Annotated in this window: 13 protein-coding genes; 3 read left to right on the top strand and 10 right to left on the bottom strand. The window is 52.5% G+C overall.

Annotation, left to right across the window (positions count from 1 at the left end):
* The 8 genes from TALK_RS14630 to TALK_RS14665 form a co-directional block, all read right to left on the bottom strand.
* Window positions 1-1,323, bottom strand: a 1,323-nt coding sequence (locus tag TALK_RS14630) for an Ig-like domain-containing protein (protein ID WP_139833847.1), incomplete at its 3' end; no start/stop codon positions are given.
* A 143-nt stretch (window positions 1,324-1,466) separates the two neighbouring features.
* Complete coding sequence (locus TALK_RS14635; protein WP_085619891.1) at window positions 1,467-2,819, bottom strand: HlyD family type I secretion periplasmic adaptor subunit; 1,353 nt, start codon at window positions 2,817-2,819, stop codon at window positions 1,467-1,469.
* The gene (locus TALK_RS14640; protein WP_085619892.1) at window positions 2,816-4,954 is read right to left on the bottom strand and encodes a peptidase domain-containing ABC transporter; all 2,139 of its coding nucleotides are present in this window, start codon (window positions 4,952-4,954) and stop codon (window positions 2,816-2,818) included. The genes TALK_RS14635 and TALK_RS14640 overlap by 4 nt, the downstream gene beginning before the upstream one ends.
* Window positions 4,951-6,666 (bottom strand): peptidase domain-containing ABC transporter, encoded by a 1,716-nt coding sequence (locus TALK_RS14645; protein ID WP_085619893.1) that lies wholly within the window; start codon window positions 6,664-6,666, stop codon window positions 4,951-4,953. Before TALK_RS14645 ends, TALK_RS14640 begins: the two co-directional genes overlap by 4 nt.
* A gap of 169 nt (window positions 6,667-6,835) precedes the next feature.
* Window positions 6,836-7,240, bottom strand: a complete 405-nt coding sequence (locus tag TALK_RS14650; protein ID WP_085619894.1) for an RNA-binding S4 domain-containing protein — start codon at window positions 7,238-7,240, stop codon at window positions 6,836-6,838.
* A 75-nt stretch (window positions 7,241-7,315) separates the two neighbouring features.
* A complete protein-coding gene (locus TALK_RS14655; RefSeq protein ID WP_085619895.1) occupies window positions 7,316-10,288 on the bottom strand; it encodes a helicase-related protein in 2,973 nt (990 codons plus the stop codon).
* Window positions 10,289-10,417: 129 nt separating this feature from the next.
* A complete protein-coding gene (gene soxR / locus TALK_RS14660) occupies window positions 10,418-10,909 on the bottom strand; it encodes a redox-sensitive transcriptional activator SoxR (RefSeq protein ID WP_085619896.1) in 492 nt (163 codons plus the stop codon).
* A 185-nt stretch (window positions 10,910-11,094) separates the two neighbouring features.
* A complete protein-coding gene (locus tag TALK_RS14665; RefSeq protein WP_085619897.1) occupies window positions 11,095-11,421 on the bottom strand; it encodes an HPF/RaiA family ribosome-associated protein in 327 nt (108 codons plus the stop codon).
* Between the two features lie 274 nt (window positions 11,422-11,695).
* Between TALK_RS14665 and htpG the strand changes: the two genes are divergently transcribed.
* The 3 genes from htpG to TALK_RS14680 all read left to right on the top strand — a co-directional run bounded on the left by htpG (window position 11,696) and on the right by TALK_RS14680 (window position 15,351).
* Window positions 11,696-13,579, top strand: a complete 1,884-nt coding sequence (gene htpG, locus TALK_RS14670; protein WP_085619898.1) for a molecular chaperone HtpG — start codon at window positions 11,696-11,698, stop codon at window positions 13,577-13,579.
* A 162-nt stretch (window positions 13,580-13,741) separates the two neighbouring features.
* Entirely contained in the window at window positions 13,742-15,067 is a 1,326-nt protein-coding gene (locus TALK_RS14675) for a deoxyguanosinetriphosphate triphosphohydrolase (RefSeq protein ID WP_085619899.1), read from the top strand.
* 53 nt (window positions 15,068-15,120) lie between these two features.
* Window positions 15,121-15,351, top strand: a complete 231-nt coding sequence (locus tag TALK_RS14680) for a hypothetical protein (protein WP_085619900.1) — start codon at window positions 15,121-15,123, stop codon at window positions 15,349-15,351.
* Window positions 15,352-15,452: 101 nt separating this feature from the next.
* Here TALK_RS14680 and TALK_RS14685 read toward each other — a convergent pair whose 3' ends face one another.
* Window positions 15,453-15,650 carry a YqaE/Pmp3 family membrane protein gene (locus TALK_RS14685; protein WP_085619901.1) on the bottom strand — a complete coding sequence of 66 codons (198 nt, stop codon included), beginning with the start codon at window positions 15,648-15,650 and terminating at the stop codon, window positions 15,453-15,455.
* Between the two features lie 26 nt (window positions 15,651-15,676).
* Complete coding sequence (locus TALK_RS14690) at window positions 15,677-16,528, bottom strand: OmpA family protein (RefSeq protein WP_085619902.1); 852 nt, start codon at window positions 16,526-16,528, stop codon at window positions 15,677-15,679.
* Window positions 16,529-16,876: the final 348 nt, after the last annotated feature.

Consider the following 16,876-nt stretch of genomic DNA (forward strand, 5'->3'; position numbering starts at 1 on the left):
CACACCGGTAACGTCAACCGTGAGTTCCTCAACCACAACGGCGGTATCAGTACCGTCCGTTGTGGACACAGAGACTGTCAGATCGAAACTACCGCTAAAGTTTTCGCCCGGCGTGACGGTAAGACCATCCAGATCGCCAGTTTGCAGGGTCCAGGTTCCATCACCGTTATTCGTCCCAGCCGACAGCGTCGCGCCGTCGGGAACACCGGAAATGGTAATCGAGAGGGTTTCGCTGGAATCAAGTAATTCGGTATCGATTGACAGTGCAATCGCGCTGTCTTCAGCGCCACTGGCATTTGAAACATCAAGCGTCGCGCCATCAGAGACGGCATCAACATCCACGGTCAGAGTCGTGGTAGCCGAAGATCGGCTGCCATTGGCCTCTGCGCTGGTTGCTGTCACCGAAAGATCGAAACTGCCGTTATAGTTTTCACCCGGCGTTACGGTCAGGCCCGCAAGCTGATCCGGTCTTAGGGTCCAGGTCCCATTACCATTACTGGTTCCGGCAGACAGGATCGCACCATCCGGAACCCCCGAAATCGTGATCGAGAGGGTTTCATTGCCCCCATCGAGATCACGAAGGGCCGCAGAAATATCAAGCGAGATCGCGCTGTCTTCAGCGCCTGTCGCATTGCCGGCCTGAAGGACCGGCGCATTAGCGATTTTCGGCGCATCGTCTGTTGTGTCAGACACCGCAACATCATCGTCGTCCGCAGAAGCTTCTTCGTTGGCAGCTTCGGCAGAAACAGCGCCAGCCGAGCTGTCTTCAAGCCCACCATCAGAGCCACGGTCAACGTTTAGTTCACGACCGACATCTCCGATATCGCCTTCGCCTGTGCGCGCACCGGGCCCAGTTCTGGCTTGGATATCATAACCTGTCTGAAGGTCCTGAAGAGTGATGTCGTCGCTGCGAAGCGAGAGCGGTTCGCGCTCAATATTGGCCCGAGTCGGATCGACGCTTTCAGAAACCGTATCGATATTTGTCTGGGTTTCAGCCCTTTCGGCTTCGGCCAGGGACTGTTTCTGGACCGCATCGTGTTCAATCGCGTGTTCTTCACGCTGGTCCGATGCGTTACGACGACGGAATTCACGCTGCTGTTCACCCTCCGGATTTTCTGTACGGGTGCCATAGTGAACGGAACTGTACTGTTCATTAGGACGCGGCGCATCATCTACCTGTTCACGATGGAGCTCTACGAGTTCGTCGGAATCATCGGTATTGCTGCCATCACGCAACAGATCATTGTCAGCACCACCAGTCTCGGACTGTTTGCTACCAAGATTGTTCTGTTCGTGTTCCGAGTCGCGTAAATTGTCCGCCATCTAACCCATTCTCCGTGAAATGCGGACAGGGAACCCTGAATCCGCATCTCTATACAAATGTATAGAATTCTCTGAATTACCAGAGAAAAGTGCGGCCAGGCAGTAGAAATGACGATGTCATAACCAGCGGGACCATTATAAAATCAGCGTTCGCTAAATGCCTGATCAAGCGAGACATAAACCGGCTTGAGCAGATATTGCAGCAACGTCCTTTCCCCGGTTTGAATGTCGGCTTGAACCGTCATACCGGGGATAATCGGCTGAGCACGGGCGCCGTCACCAACCAAGTCAGAATCGAGAGCAACACGCCCTTTGTAATACGGACGTCCATCTTCATCAACAAAAGTAGATGCCGATATCGATACCAATTCGCCACTTATACTACCATATCGTATATAGTCAAAGGCACTAACTTTGACCGTGACAGGCTGCCCAAGGTGAACATGGCCGATATCCTCGGTGGAAATCCGAGTTTCCGCGACCAAAACATCATCAGTCGGCACCAGTTCCATCACGACCTGCGCAGGCGCAATGACCCCACCGATGGTGGTAAATTGCAGTCCCTTGATATAGCCTCTGGACGGTGCATGAATTTCAAGGCGTGCCACACGATCCTTGAGCTTGCGTAATGTCTCGCTCGTTTGAGCAATCTCGCCACCAAGACGGCCAAGTTCGCTGAAAGCCTCTTCGCGCTGACTGTTATGCAATTCATTCAGGCGAAGGTTAGCTTCGGCAATGGTTTCACGCGCGCGCGCCATTTCGGCAACAACCCCGGACAAATTCCCCTGTGCCTCGTTCAATTCGCGCTGAATATTCAAGAATAGAACCTTGGAATTCAGCCCCTGTTCGTAGAGCGACCGCCGCATGGTGACTTCCTGATTCAACAGATCGACCGATCGGCGTAACGTGCCTTCCTGCTGCTGTAGTTGGGCCAGTTCCGCATTCCGTTCCTTGATCTGGACCAGAAGGATGGCACGCTGGCTGATATCAAGATCGGTTTTAATCCGATAGATTTCCTGCTGATTTTGCGCCAGTTCCGGATAACGATCCATCAATGCACTAAAATCGGGATCACGCGATTCGGCAAGCGCACGATAACGTTCAGCCTCAAGCCGCAAGCTGGCAAGTCTGGTTTCGACCTGCGACAATTCCGCCTGCGATGCCTCGGGTTTGAGGCGCATCAATACCTGGTTCTTGTCAACCAAATCACCATCACGCACCATGATTTCGGAAATAATACCACCTTCAAGATGCTGGATCTTATTGACTGCACCGGTTGGGATAACCTGACCAAACGTGGTTGCCGTTTCCTTGATCTGTGTTGTCGCGGCCCATGCCACCAATGCAACGAAGCCAACCGACAACATCACCATGGCCGACCGGACAAAGATCGAAATACCGCCTTCTTCAAGCAGGACGGCATGCGACAAATAGCGCGCCATACGACGTGATTGACGAAACCGTTCAATCGCTGTGTTCTGAACTGTGTCACTCATAGGAAACCTCCGTCGATCACTTGTTGCTTGATGCGTGCCGGCGGTGCATCGGCGCGCAACTGCCCGGCTTCAAGAACAATGATGCGATCGGCCAGATCAAGATGACTGGGCCGATGGGTAATTAGAAAAATGGTTGATCCGCCACGCAAACGATTGATCGTATCCTGGAACGCACGGTCCGCCTTTTGATCAAGGCCATTGGTCGGTTCATCAAACAAGATAATTGGTGCCTCGCGAACAAAGGCACGCGCCAGCGCCAATCGCTGTAAGAAACTCGCCGAGAAACGTAACGAATGCTGATCGCCAATACGGGTTTCAAAACCGCTGGGCAGGGCTTCGATGTCGTTCAGAATGCCTGCAGACATACAGGCCATCCGCAATTCATCAGGGGATGCCACCGGATTTGCCAAACGCAAATTCTGGGCAATCGAGCCCCGGAAAAATTCGATATCCTGCGGGACATAGGAAATCGACTGGCGCAAAGTCTGTGGGTCCATCTGGCGGATATCAGCCCCATCAATCAAAACCGCACCGGCCTGTGGTTGATACATGCCGGCAATCAGTTTGATCAGGGATGATTTACCCGCCCCATTCGATCCAACAACGGCAATCACTTGCCCGGCTTTAATATCAAAATTCACCCCTACCAGCGCCGGATCGGAATCCGGGCTATAGCGGAAACTGACGCGCGAGAAGGTTACATTTCCCTCGAACCGGCGTTGCCCGACGGTACGCGGCACAAGATCGCGTTCAGGCGCCAGGGTCATCAAACGGTTAATCTGGTTCACACTGCCACGCAACTGGGCCAAACGCGGCATCCCGACGAACGCCTGGTTGATCGGACCCAGAACGCGCCATGCCAGCATCATCGATGCCACAAGCGCACCGACAGTCATGTTGCCTGCCATCACCTGAGTTGCCCCGACGGCAAGCACCAACGCACCAGCCGAAATCATCAGAATCTGGGCAGATGTATTGATAACGTTATTTACCATCGCCACCCGGAACCCGGCATAAGCGGTATCGGCCGAAATATCGCGGAATCGCGATAACCAGCGATGCTCGGCACCAGTATATTTTAACGCCTGCATCTTGGCGACGGTTTCGACAAGAAATTCCTGCCGGTTAGCGCCATTACGCCCAAGTTCCGAAACCCGGCGAGACACAACAGGAAAGGATACCAGACCGATCAGGGCAAACACCACAATCAACCCGATCGGAATCAGCGCCAGCCAACCGCCAAGGAGTGCCATCGCAATCAGGAAAATCGGCATAAACGGCATTTCCATGATCACAAGTGCCATCGGCCCGGTAAAGAATTCACGCACACTTTCGAAATCGCGAATACGCGAAATCTGCACCCCGACCGGAGCCCGTTCGGTAAAGGCAGGGGGCAAGGACAAAAGCCGTTCGAAGATTGCGCTGCTGACCAGCGTATCAAGCCGTGCGCCAAAATGACTGACCATCTGACTGCGCAGATTACGCAGCACCCAATCCATAATCAGGACAATGCTGATCCCTATGCCAAACTGGATCAGCATGGGAATGGATCGCGTGCCAATCACACGGTCATAAATGCCCATGACAAAGATCGGGCTGGCAAGCGCCATCAGGTTCAGCATTAGCGTGATCAGCAGAAGCTGCCCACCAAGGGCCGAAAACCGGGCGGTTATCCCGCCAAACCAACCACGCTTGTCTTCTTCAAAATACCGCTCGCTACGATCAGCTTGGGTAAACTGGAACAAACGACCAGGCAGATTGCCTGGTTTAATGACCCGTTCACTGCTGGTGCCACCATCAAATACCCGAATACCGATATTTTCCGGCCGGATCACAACCAATGCCGTGCCATTATCAGGCACAAACAGGCAGGGCATCAAACGATCATCAATCTGATCGAACGTGGTATCGATTTCACGCGACCGGTAATTCAGATTGGCCAGGACATTACGGAAATCAGTCAGGTCGAGTGCATCGCTCATATGAGGCAGTGCCTCGGCAACCTGTCGCGGCAAACCGCGCCAGCCAAGCGCCTGCAACAAGGGCCACAGACAGGCATCAAAATCCGACAGGGCATCATTGCTGGCAAGGCCCATACGATAGTTCAGCGCAAAGTCCATATTTTCGATGCTCATGACCGGGCCTCCAGACGCTGTACTTCTTCGGCCTCGATCACCGGTTGAGTTCCGCCGCGCCGCAAAACAGGCACAAGACGTTTCTCGATCAGGCGATATTGCTTATCCGCCAATGCGATCAATGACGGACGATGCGATACCATCACCAAGGTGCAATGTTTGCGTAATTCGATCAGAAGACCGGCCAGAATATTATCGCCCGCAATATCAAGCGAACTGTTGGCTTCATCAAACAAGACAATTCGCGGGTAATCGATCAGAGCACGCGCAATCGCAATGCGCTGTTTGACCCCGCGCGGGAGTGTCTCTGATGCCTGTCCGCCAACCTCGGTATCGTAACCATGCGGCATGCGCATCACAATTTCGTCCAGCCCCAGGCGCTTGGAAATCTCGACCACCCGTTCGCTACCAATTTCCTTACGAAAAGAGGTGATGTTTTCAATGATGGTGCCCTTAAACATCACCCCGTGCTGCGGCAGATAAGCAATCTGGCGGCGAATGGATTCGGACGCGTATTTTTTTGGATCACGACCATCAAGACGCACCGATCCGCTATCGGGACGAAGTGCCCCCATCAAAAGCCACAAAAGCGTGGTTTTACCGGTTCCGTTATCACCGGTAATTGCAACCGATTCACCCGGCTGAATTGCAAGAGTCAGGTTTTCAAATACCGTATCTCCATCCAGATGCGAGAAACTGACATCCTCAAGCTCGATCCGGCCTTCAAGCGGGGGCATCTCGGGGGCATCGTCAGCATCTTCGGGGGGCAAACGGAAAAGTTCGCGGCAACGATCCCGTGCCACGCGGATATTCTGGAATTGAGTCCACAGCCCCATCGCGCGTTGAAGTGGCTGGATCGAGCGCCCGGCCAGCATGGTACAAGCCGCAAGGCCACCAACCGTCAGTTCAGCATTAATCACCAGCAAACTGCCGACACCGGCAACAAGGATCATCGTAAGCATCGAAAAACTGGCGCTGGAATTGATTGCGGCATGAGCACAACGGGCCGCAATCAAATCATCCTCGGAACACTGGATCTGAAGCTGATCATGGCGACGGATCATCATATTTTCCATCGCCATCGCCTTGATGGTGTGAATCCCCGTAAGGGTTTCAATGATGAAGTTGTATCGCCGTTCGTCAGCCTGACTGCGTTCGTCCAGCGCGTGGCGTAACCGACGCCCCAACAGCAGTGCGGTCAACATGAAAGCAACCAAAATACCCAAGGGCACAATCACCAGCTTACCACCAATGATTGCAATCAAGCCAAGGAACAAAACAATGAACGGCAAATCAATAACCGCGCCAATCGCCTGACCAGCATAGAAATCGCGCAGGACATTAAGGCTGTTTAGCCGTTGCAGGTGCAGACCCGGAGCTGTTTTTTCATAATCGGACAGACTGGTCGACAGTAAATGGCCAACCGCCGTCTGAGAGCTTCGATGTTCGAATTTGGCCGCCGATAGCGCAGAAATATAAGCCCGTCCCAAACGCAAAGTCGCCTCAAGCGCCAGCGCACCAAACACACCGAGCACCAAAAGCGTCAAAGTCGAAACCGCATTGTGCGGCAGAACGCGATCATATACCTGCAGCAACGTCACCGGCAGCGCCAGTGACAGCAAATTGATCACAAGCGCCGCAAGCAGGATGGCAAAACGACCAGCACGTAGATGCGACAACGTCCCGATATTCAGGACAGGCTTGCGTTTCATAACGCCATCAATCTCCTAGGCCACACCAAAGTATGGGAACATATACATTGAGATAGTATCAATAGTCCATGCCCATAACATACGCAAGAACAAGCTGAAGATATTACAACCTGTTATTTGGCTATGCGATGTCAGAGATCAATTCAAAGAAACAACTATATTTTAGAAACTATTCATCACTGCGCAACCGATCCGTTGCGCGCCTTTCGGCTTTGGTCGGACGCCCGCTTCCGGAGGAACGCTCTGCAACCGGGGCTGTTCGAATATCTGAAGCTACTTCTTTTTTCGCCATGCGCGGCGGTGAATGATCCGCGTAGAGCAATTGTGCTTCGGGTGCCGGACCACGCCGTTCACCAAGCACAAGAACCTCTACAACGCGCAAATGCGGCCCCTGAAAAAACTGTAACCGGTCACCGGTGACGACCATCACGCTGGCTTTGGATACGGATTTTCCGTTCAGTATAATATGCCCCGCCTGGCAGGCTTTGCTCGCCAAGGAGCGCGTTTTATAGAACCGCGCATACCACAACCATTTATCCATGCGGATCTTGCCGCCAGGCAATTCTTTCGTCATGTATTTATTTTACCATCCAAAACGCAAAACGGCGACCCTGTAAAGGATCGCCGCCGTGCTAAAAATCAGTCGAAATCAACCTTTGGCTGCCAGCATTTCTTTCAGCTTGGCAAACGGTGAATCTTCGTTGATTTGGTTATTCTTGGCTGGATTAGCCGGACGTGCCTGTCCGTTACCCTGACGGTCGCCGCCCTTATTCGGCCCCCCCCGGTTCGGACGTTGACCACCCTTGCCTTTCGGGGCCCCCTTGCCACGTGCTTCCTGACGCGGACCGCGTTGGCCCTTGCCAGCATTACCGCCACCACGTTTGCGACGATCAACACGCACAAAGTATTTGATCTCGACAAATTCCGACTCGGCCTCCCCGTCAGCAGCAGCTTCTGCCGGAGCATCAGCAGCCGCATCAACAGCAACGGCCTCGGCAATGCCTCCTTGCTCCGCCTCTTCTTTAAGAGGGGAAACTTCCGAAGAAGCAGAGGCCACTTCGTCTGTTGCTTTTGCAACTGGCGTAGCAACCGTTTCTGCCGGGGTTTCCACCGAAGTTTCGGCTGGCGCATCAGCAGTCGCCGCAACTTCAGAAGTTACGGCAGCTTCCGGAGCAGGAGCTGCAACAGGTGCATCAGCTGTTTTTACAGCTTCCTTGGCGTCGAGTTCAGCCTTGCTGACCTTGACGACTTCGGCACGCCAGCCAAGGGCGGTAAATACGCCTTCGGCCTGTTCGACCGTGCAGCCCAAAAGCGACAACAGATCAGGGTCCGGTTTTACCTTACCGTCATTTTCACGCGCTTTTTGGCGCAAAAGAGCAGCAAAGCGTTCCAGCATGTCAACACGGGCAGCCAACGGTCCAACCGGCATATAACCGGCCGCCAGATAGAAGCCCTTTGAATTGCTGCGATCATTGGGGACCGAAGTCCGGCCTGCCGGCGGCAGCTCCGGAAGCGCTTCAAGATCGCGGGCAACAGCCCACAAAATGCCGCGCAATTCAACCGGATCAGGTTTCAGCGCGTCAAGCACATGAACCGTTTCAACGCCCAAACGCACACCCAGCTTGGCCAACGCCTTACGATCTTCGTCGCCCAGATCCTTGATCAGACTTTCGAGATCGGAACGGGGTACACAGCCGAGTCCTTCGTTCAACTGGAACAAAAGACCGCGAATCGGACCAGGAAGTTGACAATCGCGCAAGCGAGTCAGCATTTTCAGGCGCGCTTCGATATGGGCATTGATGAAATTCTGAAGCCGGGTCCGCACACGTTCACGAGCTGGACCGTCAAAAAATTCGCTGTCAATGACCTGAATATCGGGGCTAAGGACGGTGTCGCCCTTTTTAAGTCCCCCGACAACTGAACTGTTCCAAAGAACTTCCAGTTGGCCATTCACCGCGAATTTATCGTCTTCATCGGTTTCCAGTTGTTTTACCCGCTGGGCAATCTCGCCAGTCAGCGCACGACGCGCAGCACTGGCAATTGCCTTGCCTTCAAACGCGGCATCCGTTTCATCAGCGATGAAACGGAACCCTTCCAGTCGGCCGACGTATTCACCTTCGACCTGGACTTCACCATTCGCAGTGATGGTAGACATGAGTTCAGACTTGTCCTTGAGACTTTTCAATAAAACCGAGGTTCGTCTATCGACAAACCTTTGGGTCAGGCGTTCGTGTAGCACATCAGAGAGCTTATCCTCAATGGCGCGCGTACGGTCCTGCCAGTGATTGGCATCTTCGAGCCAGTGATGTTTGTGCGATACATATGTCCAGACGCGAATACCCGCCAATCGTGATGATAACTGATCAATATCACCATCATAACGGTCCATGCGCAAGACTTGTTCGCCCAACCAATCAACTGGCAACTTGCTGTTCGGCTTCGCAAGAAAGCGATAGATAGATGTTAGCAGTCTTGGGTGCGTATCGGTATGGATATTTCTAAAGTCCGGAATCTGGCAGACTTCCCACAATAATTGCACCCGATCCGGGGCTGAAGCGATGCGCGCGACGTCCTCGTTTTGGGATAAATGGTCCAGCATCACCTCGTCGACCGGTTCGCGCGTCAAAACAAGCGTTGGATTATCCGAACGTCGGCGCAGCGATTTTTGCAATGCTTCCACCGACCTGAAATCAAGTCGCGCATTACGCCAGAAAACTTTTGCGAGCGGTTCGAACTCGTGGGCTTCGATCTGTTCGATGATATCGGGATCAATGCCCGAAAGATTTCCCGTGACCCCAAAGGTACCGTCATTCATGTGACGCCCGGCTCGTCCGGCGATTTGCGCCATTTCGGCAGCAGAAAGTCCACGATTGAACTGACCATCAAACTTGTGAAGAGCGGCAAAGGCCACATGGTTCAGGTCAAGATTAAGCCCCATACCAATCGCATCGGTCGCAATCAGATGTTCAACTTCGCCATTCTGAAACATTTCGACCTGGGCATTGCGTGTCCGCGGACTTAATGCACCAAGCACCACAGCCGCCCCGCCTTTTTGACGGCGCACCAATTCAGCGACGGCATAAACTTCCTGAGCGGAAAACGTCACGATCGCCGATTGCCCCGGCAGGCGTTGAATCTTTTTCGATCCGTTATAGGCCAGAGTCGAAAATCGTGCGCGCGTGTCAAATTCGACATTATCGATCAGCTTACGGATCACCGGACGGATGGTTTCCGCCCCCATAAACATGGTTTCGCTTAGTCCACGGGCATGCAGCAACCGATCCGTAAACACATGACCACGTTCCGGGTCGGCACACATCTGGATTTCATCAATGCCAAGAAAATCGACCTGTTTGCTAACCGGCATGGCTTCGACCGTACACAGAAAATAACGTGCCGATTTCGGAACAATGCGTTCCTCGCCGGTAATCAGGGCCACAGCCCCCTTGCCAACACGTGCTACGGCACGATCATAGTTTTCGCGCGCCAGAAGACGCAGCGGAAAACCAATCATACCCGATGTATGTGCCAACATCCGTTCCATCGCCAGATGGGTCTTGCCGGTGTTGGTCGGCCCCAATATGGCAAGTATACGGGGACCGGATCGGGTTGAAATCTGCATCAAACTTTTCCATCAGGCATCACGGATGATCTCGCATGCCCATTCATTGCGCCTTTCAACACGCCGCACTGCGCAATGTCAAGCATTCTGCCATATCAACGCCCATGCTCCGGACGCAGTCCTGATGGTTTATGACGTCTTGATTTTACAGTCGTGATCCTGAAATTCGTCAAGTTCAAGCAATCGAGCCCCCGCCCCTTCGACGGCCAGTTGATCTGCCGGATTGCGCAGCGGACAGTCGTCCATGGAGAGGCAGCCGCACCCGATACATTTGCCCAACTGGTTACGCAACAGGGTCAATTGTTCTATCCGCGCATCCAAATCATCACGCCACCGCGACGAAAGCTTTTCCCAATCTTTTGAATTCGGCGCCTTGCTGTGTGGCAAGCTGGCCAAAGCATCGCCGATTTCAGCCAATGGAATGCCAGTGCGCTGTGCCACCTTGATGATCGACACCCGACGCAGCACATCACGATGAAAACGCCGCTGATTGCCATCCGTCCGGATTGATCTGATCAGCCCCTTGCGCTCATAAAAATGGATCGCCGACACTGCAAGGCCGCTTCGTTTCGCAACTTCACCAACGCTGAGATAACGATGCAACACACCGGATTTTGACATTCTCATGCTCTTTCTGTCGCCCCGCACGAACGCTCTGACGTGCCGGAACTTCATTCAAACCTAAACTAATGTTAAGATTTTACAGAATTACCCTTTGTCGCAAAATTATCAAGAAGACAAACAGAAACGGGACGGTCAAATGACCGTCCCGTCGTTTAAATTTCTTGCTTTTACAAACAAGAACTCTAGTGATTTCGCATCCGTTCAGCATATTCCTTAAGCTGGCGGCGCGCAGCCTGATAGCTATTTTTAAGTGCGATATACACATCCTCGTGGGCGTGATCGGCACTATCGCGTTTCACCATGATTTCCTTGCCCGGCACATTGATCCCGAAATGAACTGCAAAGCGATTTTTCGGGGCATGGTGGGATTGGGGCCGTTCAATAATGACATGACAACTTGTCATGCGATCAAAGGTTTCTTCCAGCTTTTCAACCTTGTAGTGAATACGCTCGTCCAGCGCATCCGACTGGTCAACATCACGATAAGTGATAGTAACGGGAACCTTCATAATACGGCCTCCTGGTTTTGCATTTGTCACACACAGGGCATTGCACCCCGCGATTGCCGGAACGATTGCCGCCCCGGAATTCCTTTTGTGAAACCGGTCCTTTGGCCCGAACATTCACATCATTTCAAAACCGTCTTTCTCTATACTTAGGATACAGGGCTTGCGCTGCAAGATGCGTTGACGCATATCAAGCAGGCCTTATGGGTTATCGTTCAATTTGCCGATGATCGGGAATTGGACTTACTGCATTGATACAGAGGAGAAAACAGAGGTCATGACGGAAGAAAAAATGCGGTTCGAGGCCGAAGTCAGCCGCTTGCTCGATATCGTTGTCCATTCGCTTTATTCGAATAAGGATATCTTCCTGCGCGAGCTCATTTCGAATGCGTCGGATGCCTGCGACAAGTTGCGCTATGAAGCCATCGCAAAGCCGGAATTGCTTGCAGGTGATGCCGAATTCAAAGTTCGGCTGTTAACCGATAATGTTCGAAATGTTCTGACGATTGCCGATAACGGGATCGGGATGAACAAGGCCGATCTGATCGAGAATCTGGGCACGATTGCCAATTCGGGCACCGCCAAATTTGTCGAGGCACTGACAAAATCTGACAAAGGCAAGGATGTCGACCTGATTGGCCAGTTTGGTGTCGGGTTCTATTCCGCCTTCATGGTCGCCAACAAAGTCGAGGTCATCACCAAAAAGGCAGGCGAAGATCAGGCGTGGAAATGGTCATCGGACGGCAAGGGTGAATACACGATTGGCGAAGCCGAAATGGAAGGCCGCGGTACGCAGATCACCCTGCATCTAAGCGACGATTTCAAGGAATTCACCGAAGAACAGCGTTTGCGTCACATCGTCAAAACCTATTCCGATCATATCGGCATTCCGGTTGTCCTGATGAAGGCAGATGGCAATGACGAGACATTGAACGAGGCATCAGCGCTTTGGACCCGTTCGAAGTCGGAAATCACCGACGAACAATACAATGAATTCTACAAACACAATTCGCATGCTTTTGATGATCCGTGGAAAACCATTCATTATCGGGCCGAAGGCGCGATTGAATATACTGGCCTGCTTTATCTGCCGACCATGCGCCCGTTCGATCTTTATGATCCGGCCCGCAAGGGGCATCTGAAGCTTTATGTTCGCAAGGTCTTCATTACCGAAGGTGCAGACGAATTGCTGCCGCCTTGGTTGCGCTTTGTATCCGGTGTCGTCGACAGTCAGGATTTGCCGTTAAACATTTCGCGTGAAATGCTGCAGCACAATCCGGTCCTGACCAAAATCAAGAATGGCCTGACCAAAAAAGTGCTGTCGGAACTTGAAACAGCATCGAAGAAGGACAGCAAAGGCTTTGACACCTTCTGGGAAGCCTTTGGTTCAGTGGTCAAGGAGGGCCTGTATGAAGATTACACCAATCGCGACCGTATCCTGAAACTGGCACGTTTCCGGTCAACCCATTCGGATGACTGGACCAGCCTTGCCGATTACATCGAGCGCATGAAGGATGGCCAAAAGGCGATTTATTACATCAGCGGCGAAGATATTGATGCGCTGAAACGCAGCCCGCAACTTGAAGGCTTTGCTGCCAAGGGCATTGAAGTCCTGCTTTTGACCGATCCGGTTGATGAATTCTGGCTGCCGTCTGTTGGCCAGTTCGAGGAAAAAGACTTCAAATCCGTCACCCGTGGCGGTGCCGATCTGAACGACATAAAGTCGGACGACAAGGACGATACCAAGGATGATAAAAAAGACGACGCCGCATCGGATGCATCACTAGATGCCCTCATTGCGTCGATCAAGATCGCCCTTGGGACCAATATCAAGGATGTCCGTGAATCTGATCGCCTGACCAGTTCGGCCTGCTGCCTGATTGCCGATGAAACCGGCATGGATTTGCGGATGGAACGCCTGATGAAACAACACAATCGCGTTGACGAAATCAGCCCGCGCATCCTTGAAATCAATCCAAAGCACAGCCTGATCAAGAAACTTTCCGATGTTGCCATCAAGGATGCCAAGGCACCAATCCTGAACGATGCCGCCCTGTTGCTGCTTGATCAGGCCCGCATCCTCGAAGGTGAAGCCCTGCCCGATCCGGTCAGCTTTGCCCGACGCCTTGATCTGGTGATGGAAAAAGGTTTAGGCAGCTAAACCAAATCTGTTGATCTCCAAATCAAACGGCGCGTCTTCGGATGCGCCGTTTTCTTTTGAAAATCTTGAGAAACTTGCAAATTTAAAACGCTTATTTACCTCCACCCGCCATATTACCACCTTATGCATCAAACCGACTTTGGAAACGGGAAGCCCGAACCGATGATGAACTGGCAAAAACTGCTGTCACCCGCACGCTTGGGAACACAACATTCAAGCATCGGTGCCTTTGGCCGGTCCGATTTCCACAAAGATTACGACCGCATCATCTTTTCGAGCGCATTCCGACGATTACAACGCAAGACCCAGGTCCACCCCCTTCCGGAAAACGACAATGTCCATACCCGCCTGACCCATAGCTTGGAAGTATCGTGTGTTGCGCGCTCGATGGGGTTGATGGTTGGCCACCGCTTGGCCGAAAAAGACCACCTGCCCGCCGGTATTGAACCCGATCATCTGGCCGCCATCGTACAGGCCGCCGCCCTTGCCCATGATATCGGCAACCCACCATTTGGCCATGCCGGGGAATATGCCGTTCGCCAATGGTTCATGGATGCCGATCCAAAATATCTGGCTCCGCTTTCGGATGCCGAACGCGCCGATCTGATCACATTTGAAGGCAATGCACAGGGCTTTCGCCTTTTGACCAACAAGCGCAGCGGCCTTTATGACGGCGGCATGCGCCTGACCTATGCGACGCTGGCAAGTTTTGTGAAATATCCATGGTCCGCAATCGGCAGCCCCTATCCCGAGAAAATGAAATTCGGGGCGTTTCAGCACGAAATGGATTTATTGACCGAAGTCGCCGATGCCACCGGATTGATCCGGACCGGCGCACAGTCATTTTGCCGTCATCCACTGGTTTATCTGGTCGAGGCAGCGGATGATGTTTGTTATGCGCTGATCGATATTGAAGACGGGATCGAGCTGGAGCTGGTTGATTTCAGTGTATTTGAAGACCTTTTAAGGCCATGCATCGCCGATGAACTTCCCGGCGAATATCACCGTGAAACCAATATTCGTCGCAAAATGACTTTCTTGCGCGGCAAGATCATAACCGGAATTCTTGATGCCCTGACGGATACCTTTGTTGACCATGAACACCAATTTCTGGCGGGCGAGGTCCAAAACGACCTTTTGTCCTGTGTCGGAGGCCCGTTCAACGACATGATCGCAACGGCCAAACAGTTCTCGGAAAAACAAATCATCCTGAACCGTCGCAAGGTTCAGATAGAAGTCGGTGCTTTTGCCTGCCTTGAAACCCTGCTGGATACTTTTTGCAGAACCGCGCTGGAAATTCATCAAGCCACAGATGACGCCGCATTGTCCTATCGCACTGGACGGGTCCGTGAATTGGTTGGTAATGATTCGATGCCGGTCGGAGCACCGCTTTACGATCTGTATCTGACGATCCTGGATTATATTTCTGGCATGACGGATGACTTTGCGGCCCGCCTGGCACGCGACATCGGCGGCGGACAACATTAATGTCTGACCATCTGTACCGATTGCTGATTTCGGCGCATTAGGGATCAAACACGATGTGGTTGCTTGCCCCTTTTATCGGTCGATATCGCAGACGCGTCGCCTTTTTGGCCGGTGCGGGTATCGCGGCCGTGATTTATGGCTTGGTCGAACAAAGTACACGTCCCGAAGTCGATGCATGGTATTGGCCCGGTGTTGCCGGTTTTGTGGCCTTTATCATCACACGTTTCACCATATCGCGCCTGATCACACGGTTTGTCGGTGGTGTACGCCGCCACATGCACTGACTAGTCGCCCAACAAAAAAAGACAGGCCCGAAGGCCTGCCTTTCAGATGCAATACGGTTAAACCGCCAATGCGATCAGCACGGATTGGGCATCGCCAGGAATTATTCCTGACCACCGCCCATGGCGTTGCTGATCTTTTTGTCGGTGTTGTATTGGCTCAGCGCATAAGCCGCCCAGATCGCCGCCGGAATCCAGCCCAGAAGCGTAATCTGCAGGATTAGACAGATGATCCCGGCAATTGGCCGCCCGATGGTAAAGAACAACAACCACGGCAACAGAAGTGCGATGAGTAACCGCATATATTCATCCTCTTTGTTATTTCGGCTTACATGCCGTCTTCAAATTTAACCGTCACAACACGGTTGCCCTGTTCGGCCACACCATCAGCAGTCGCGACCGGTACATTGGCCTCGCCACTGATGCTGATGGCAAGCTTGCTTGCCGCAACCCCATGTTCACGCAATACCTTAACCACCGCATCAACACGCGATTTGGCAAGGATGTCGTTATACATCGGATTGCCAGAACGGTCAGCATAGGCGGTCAGGCTGATCATTTTCGGATCATATTTTTCATAGGCAGCAACGATGCCGTCAACCACGGTCATTGCCTTGTCGCTGACAACGGCACTGTCGAACCCAAAATAGATATTCATCGGGTCGGGCATCATCATCGGCATGGCTTTGGCCATCGGTTTTTCTTCAAGTTCGGCCTGAACAATCGCCAGCGCCTGATAGAATGCGGCACGGCAATTGTCTATGTCTGACTGCTGAATGTTTTCTTCAAGTTCCTGCATCCAGCAATCAAAACTTGTCTGGGCACGGGCTGCTGCACTTGCTGCCTTGTCACGGCCACCAGCATCAAAAGCGGACATAAGGTCGGCCCGGGCAACGCTGATTTCCGAAATGCTACCTTCTGGCAAATTACGATCCACCAATGGCTGAGGACCGGCATCCTGACCCATCGCTGCCATTTTGGCACGGTTGGTGAAATAACGCGCATCCGTCCAATCGGCTTCGTCATATTCGGCCTGAGCCAGGTCGGAATAACCCTGATGAAGCCCGGCGTCGAATGCCGAACCTTCGTCGGTCATCCCGCGAACGCCCGGAATATTCATATTCGCACAAGCGCCAAGAAGGGCGGCTGCAGAAATTACGCAAAGCAATTTTACTGTCATTGGTGTTCACTCCGTGTCTGGATGACGACAATCATAATCCCAGTCCCAATCAATCCAGTTTCCGGAAAATCCCCAACACTTTAACCATGACAGGAATTTTCCATTACGGCCGTTCTTTATCTGACGGCCTCAATTATCAGTGACGACGCCCCAATGAAAACAAGACCGGAATGACCCGACCCCGAAACTCATTCCCGATTCAAACAATCCTCTAGAACAGAGACTGCCCCAAGACGACACCTGCCGATCAATAGAATTTTTTCATACCCGCAAGTATATGGAAATAAAATTCCCGAAAAAAAGCAGCACGATAGAGAAAATCACACTTTGGTAATGCATCAAATGACG

The sequence above is a fragment of the Thalassospira alkalitolerans genome (assembly GCF_002115745.1).
Taxonomy (GTDB): domain Bacteria; phylum Pseudomonadota; class Alphaproteobacteria; order Rhodospirillales; family Thalassospiraceae; genus Thalassospira; species Thalassospira alkalitolerans.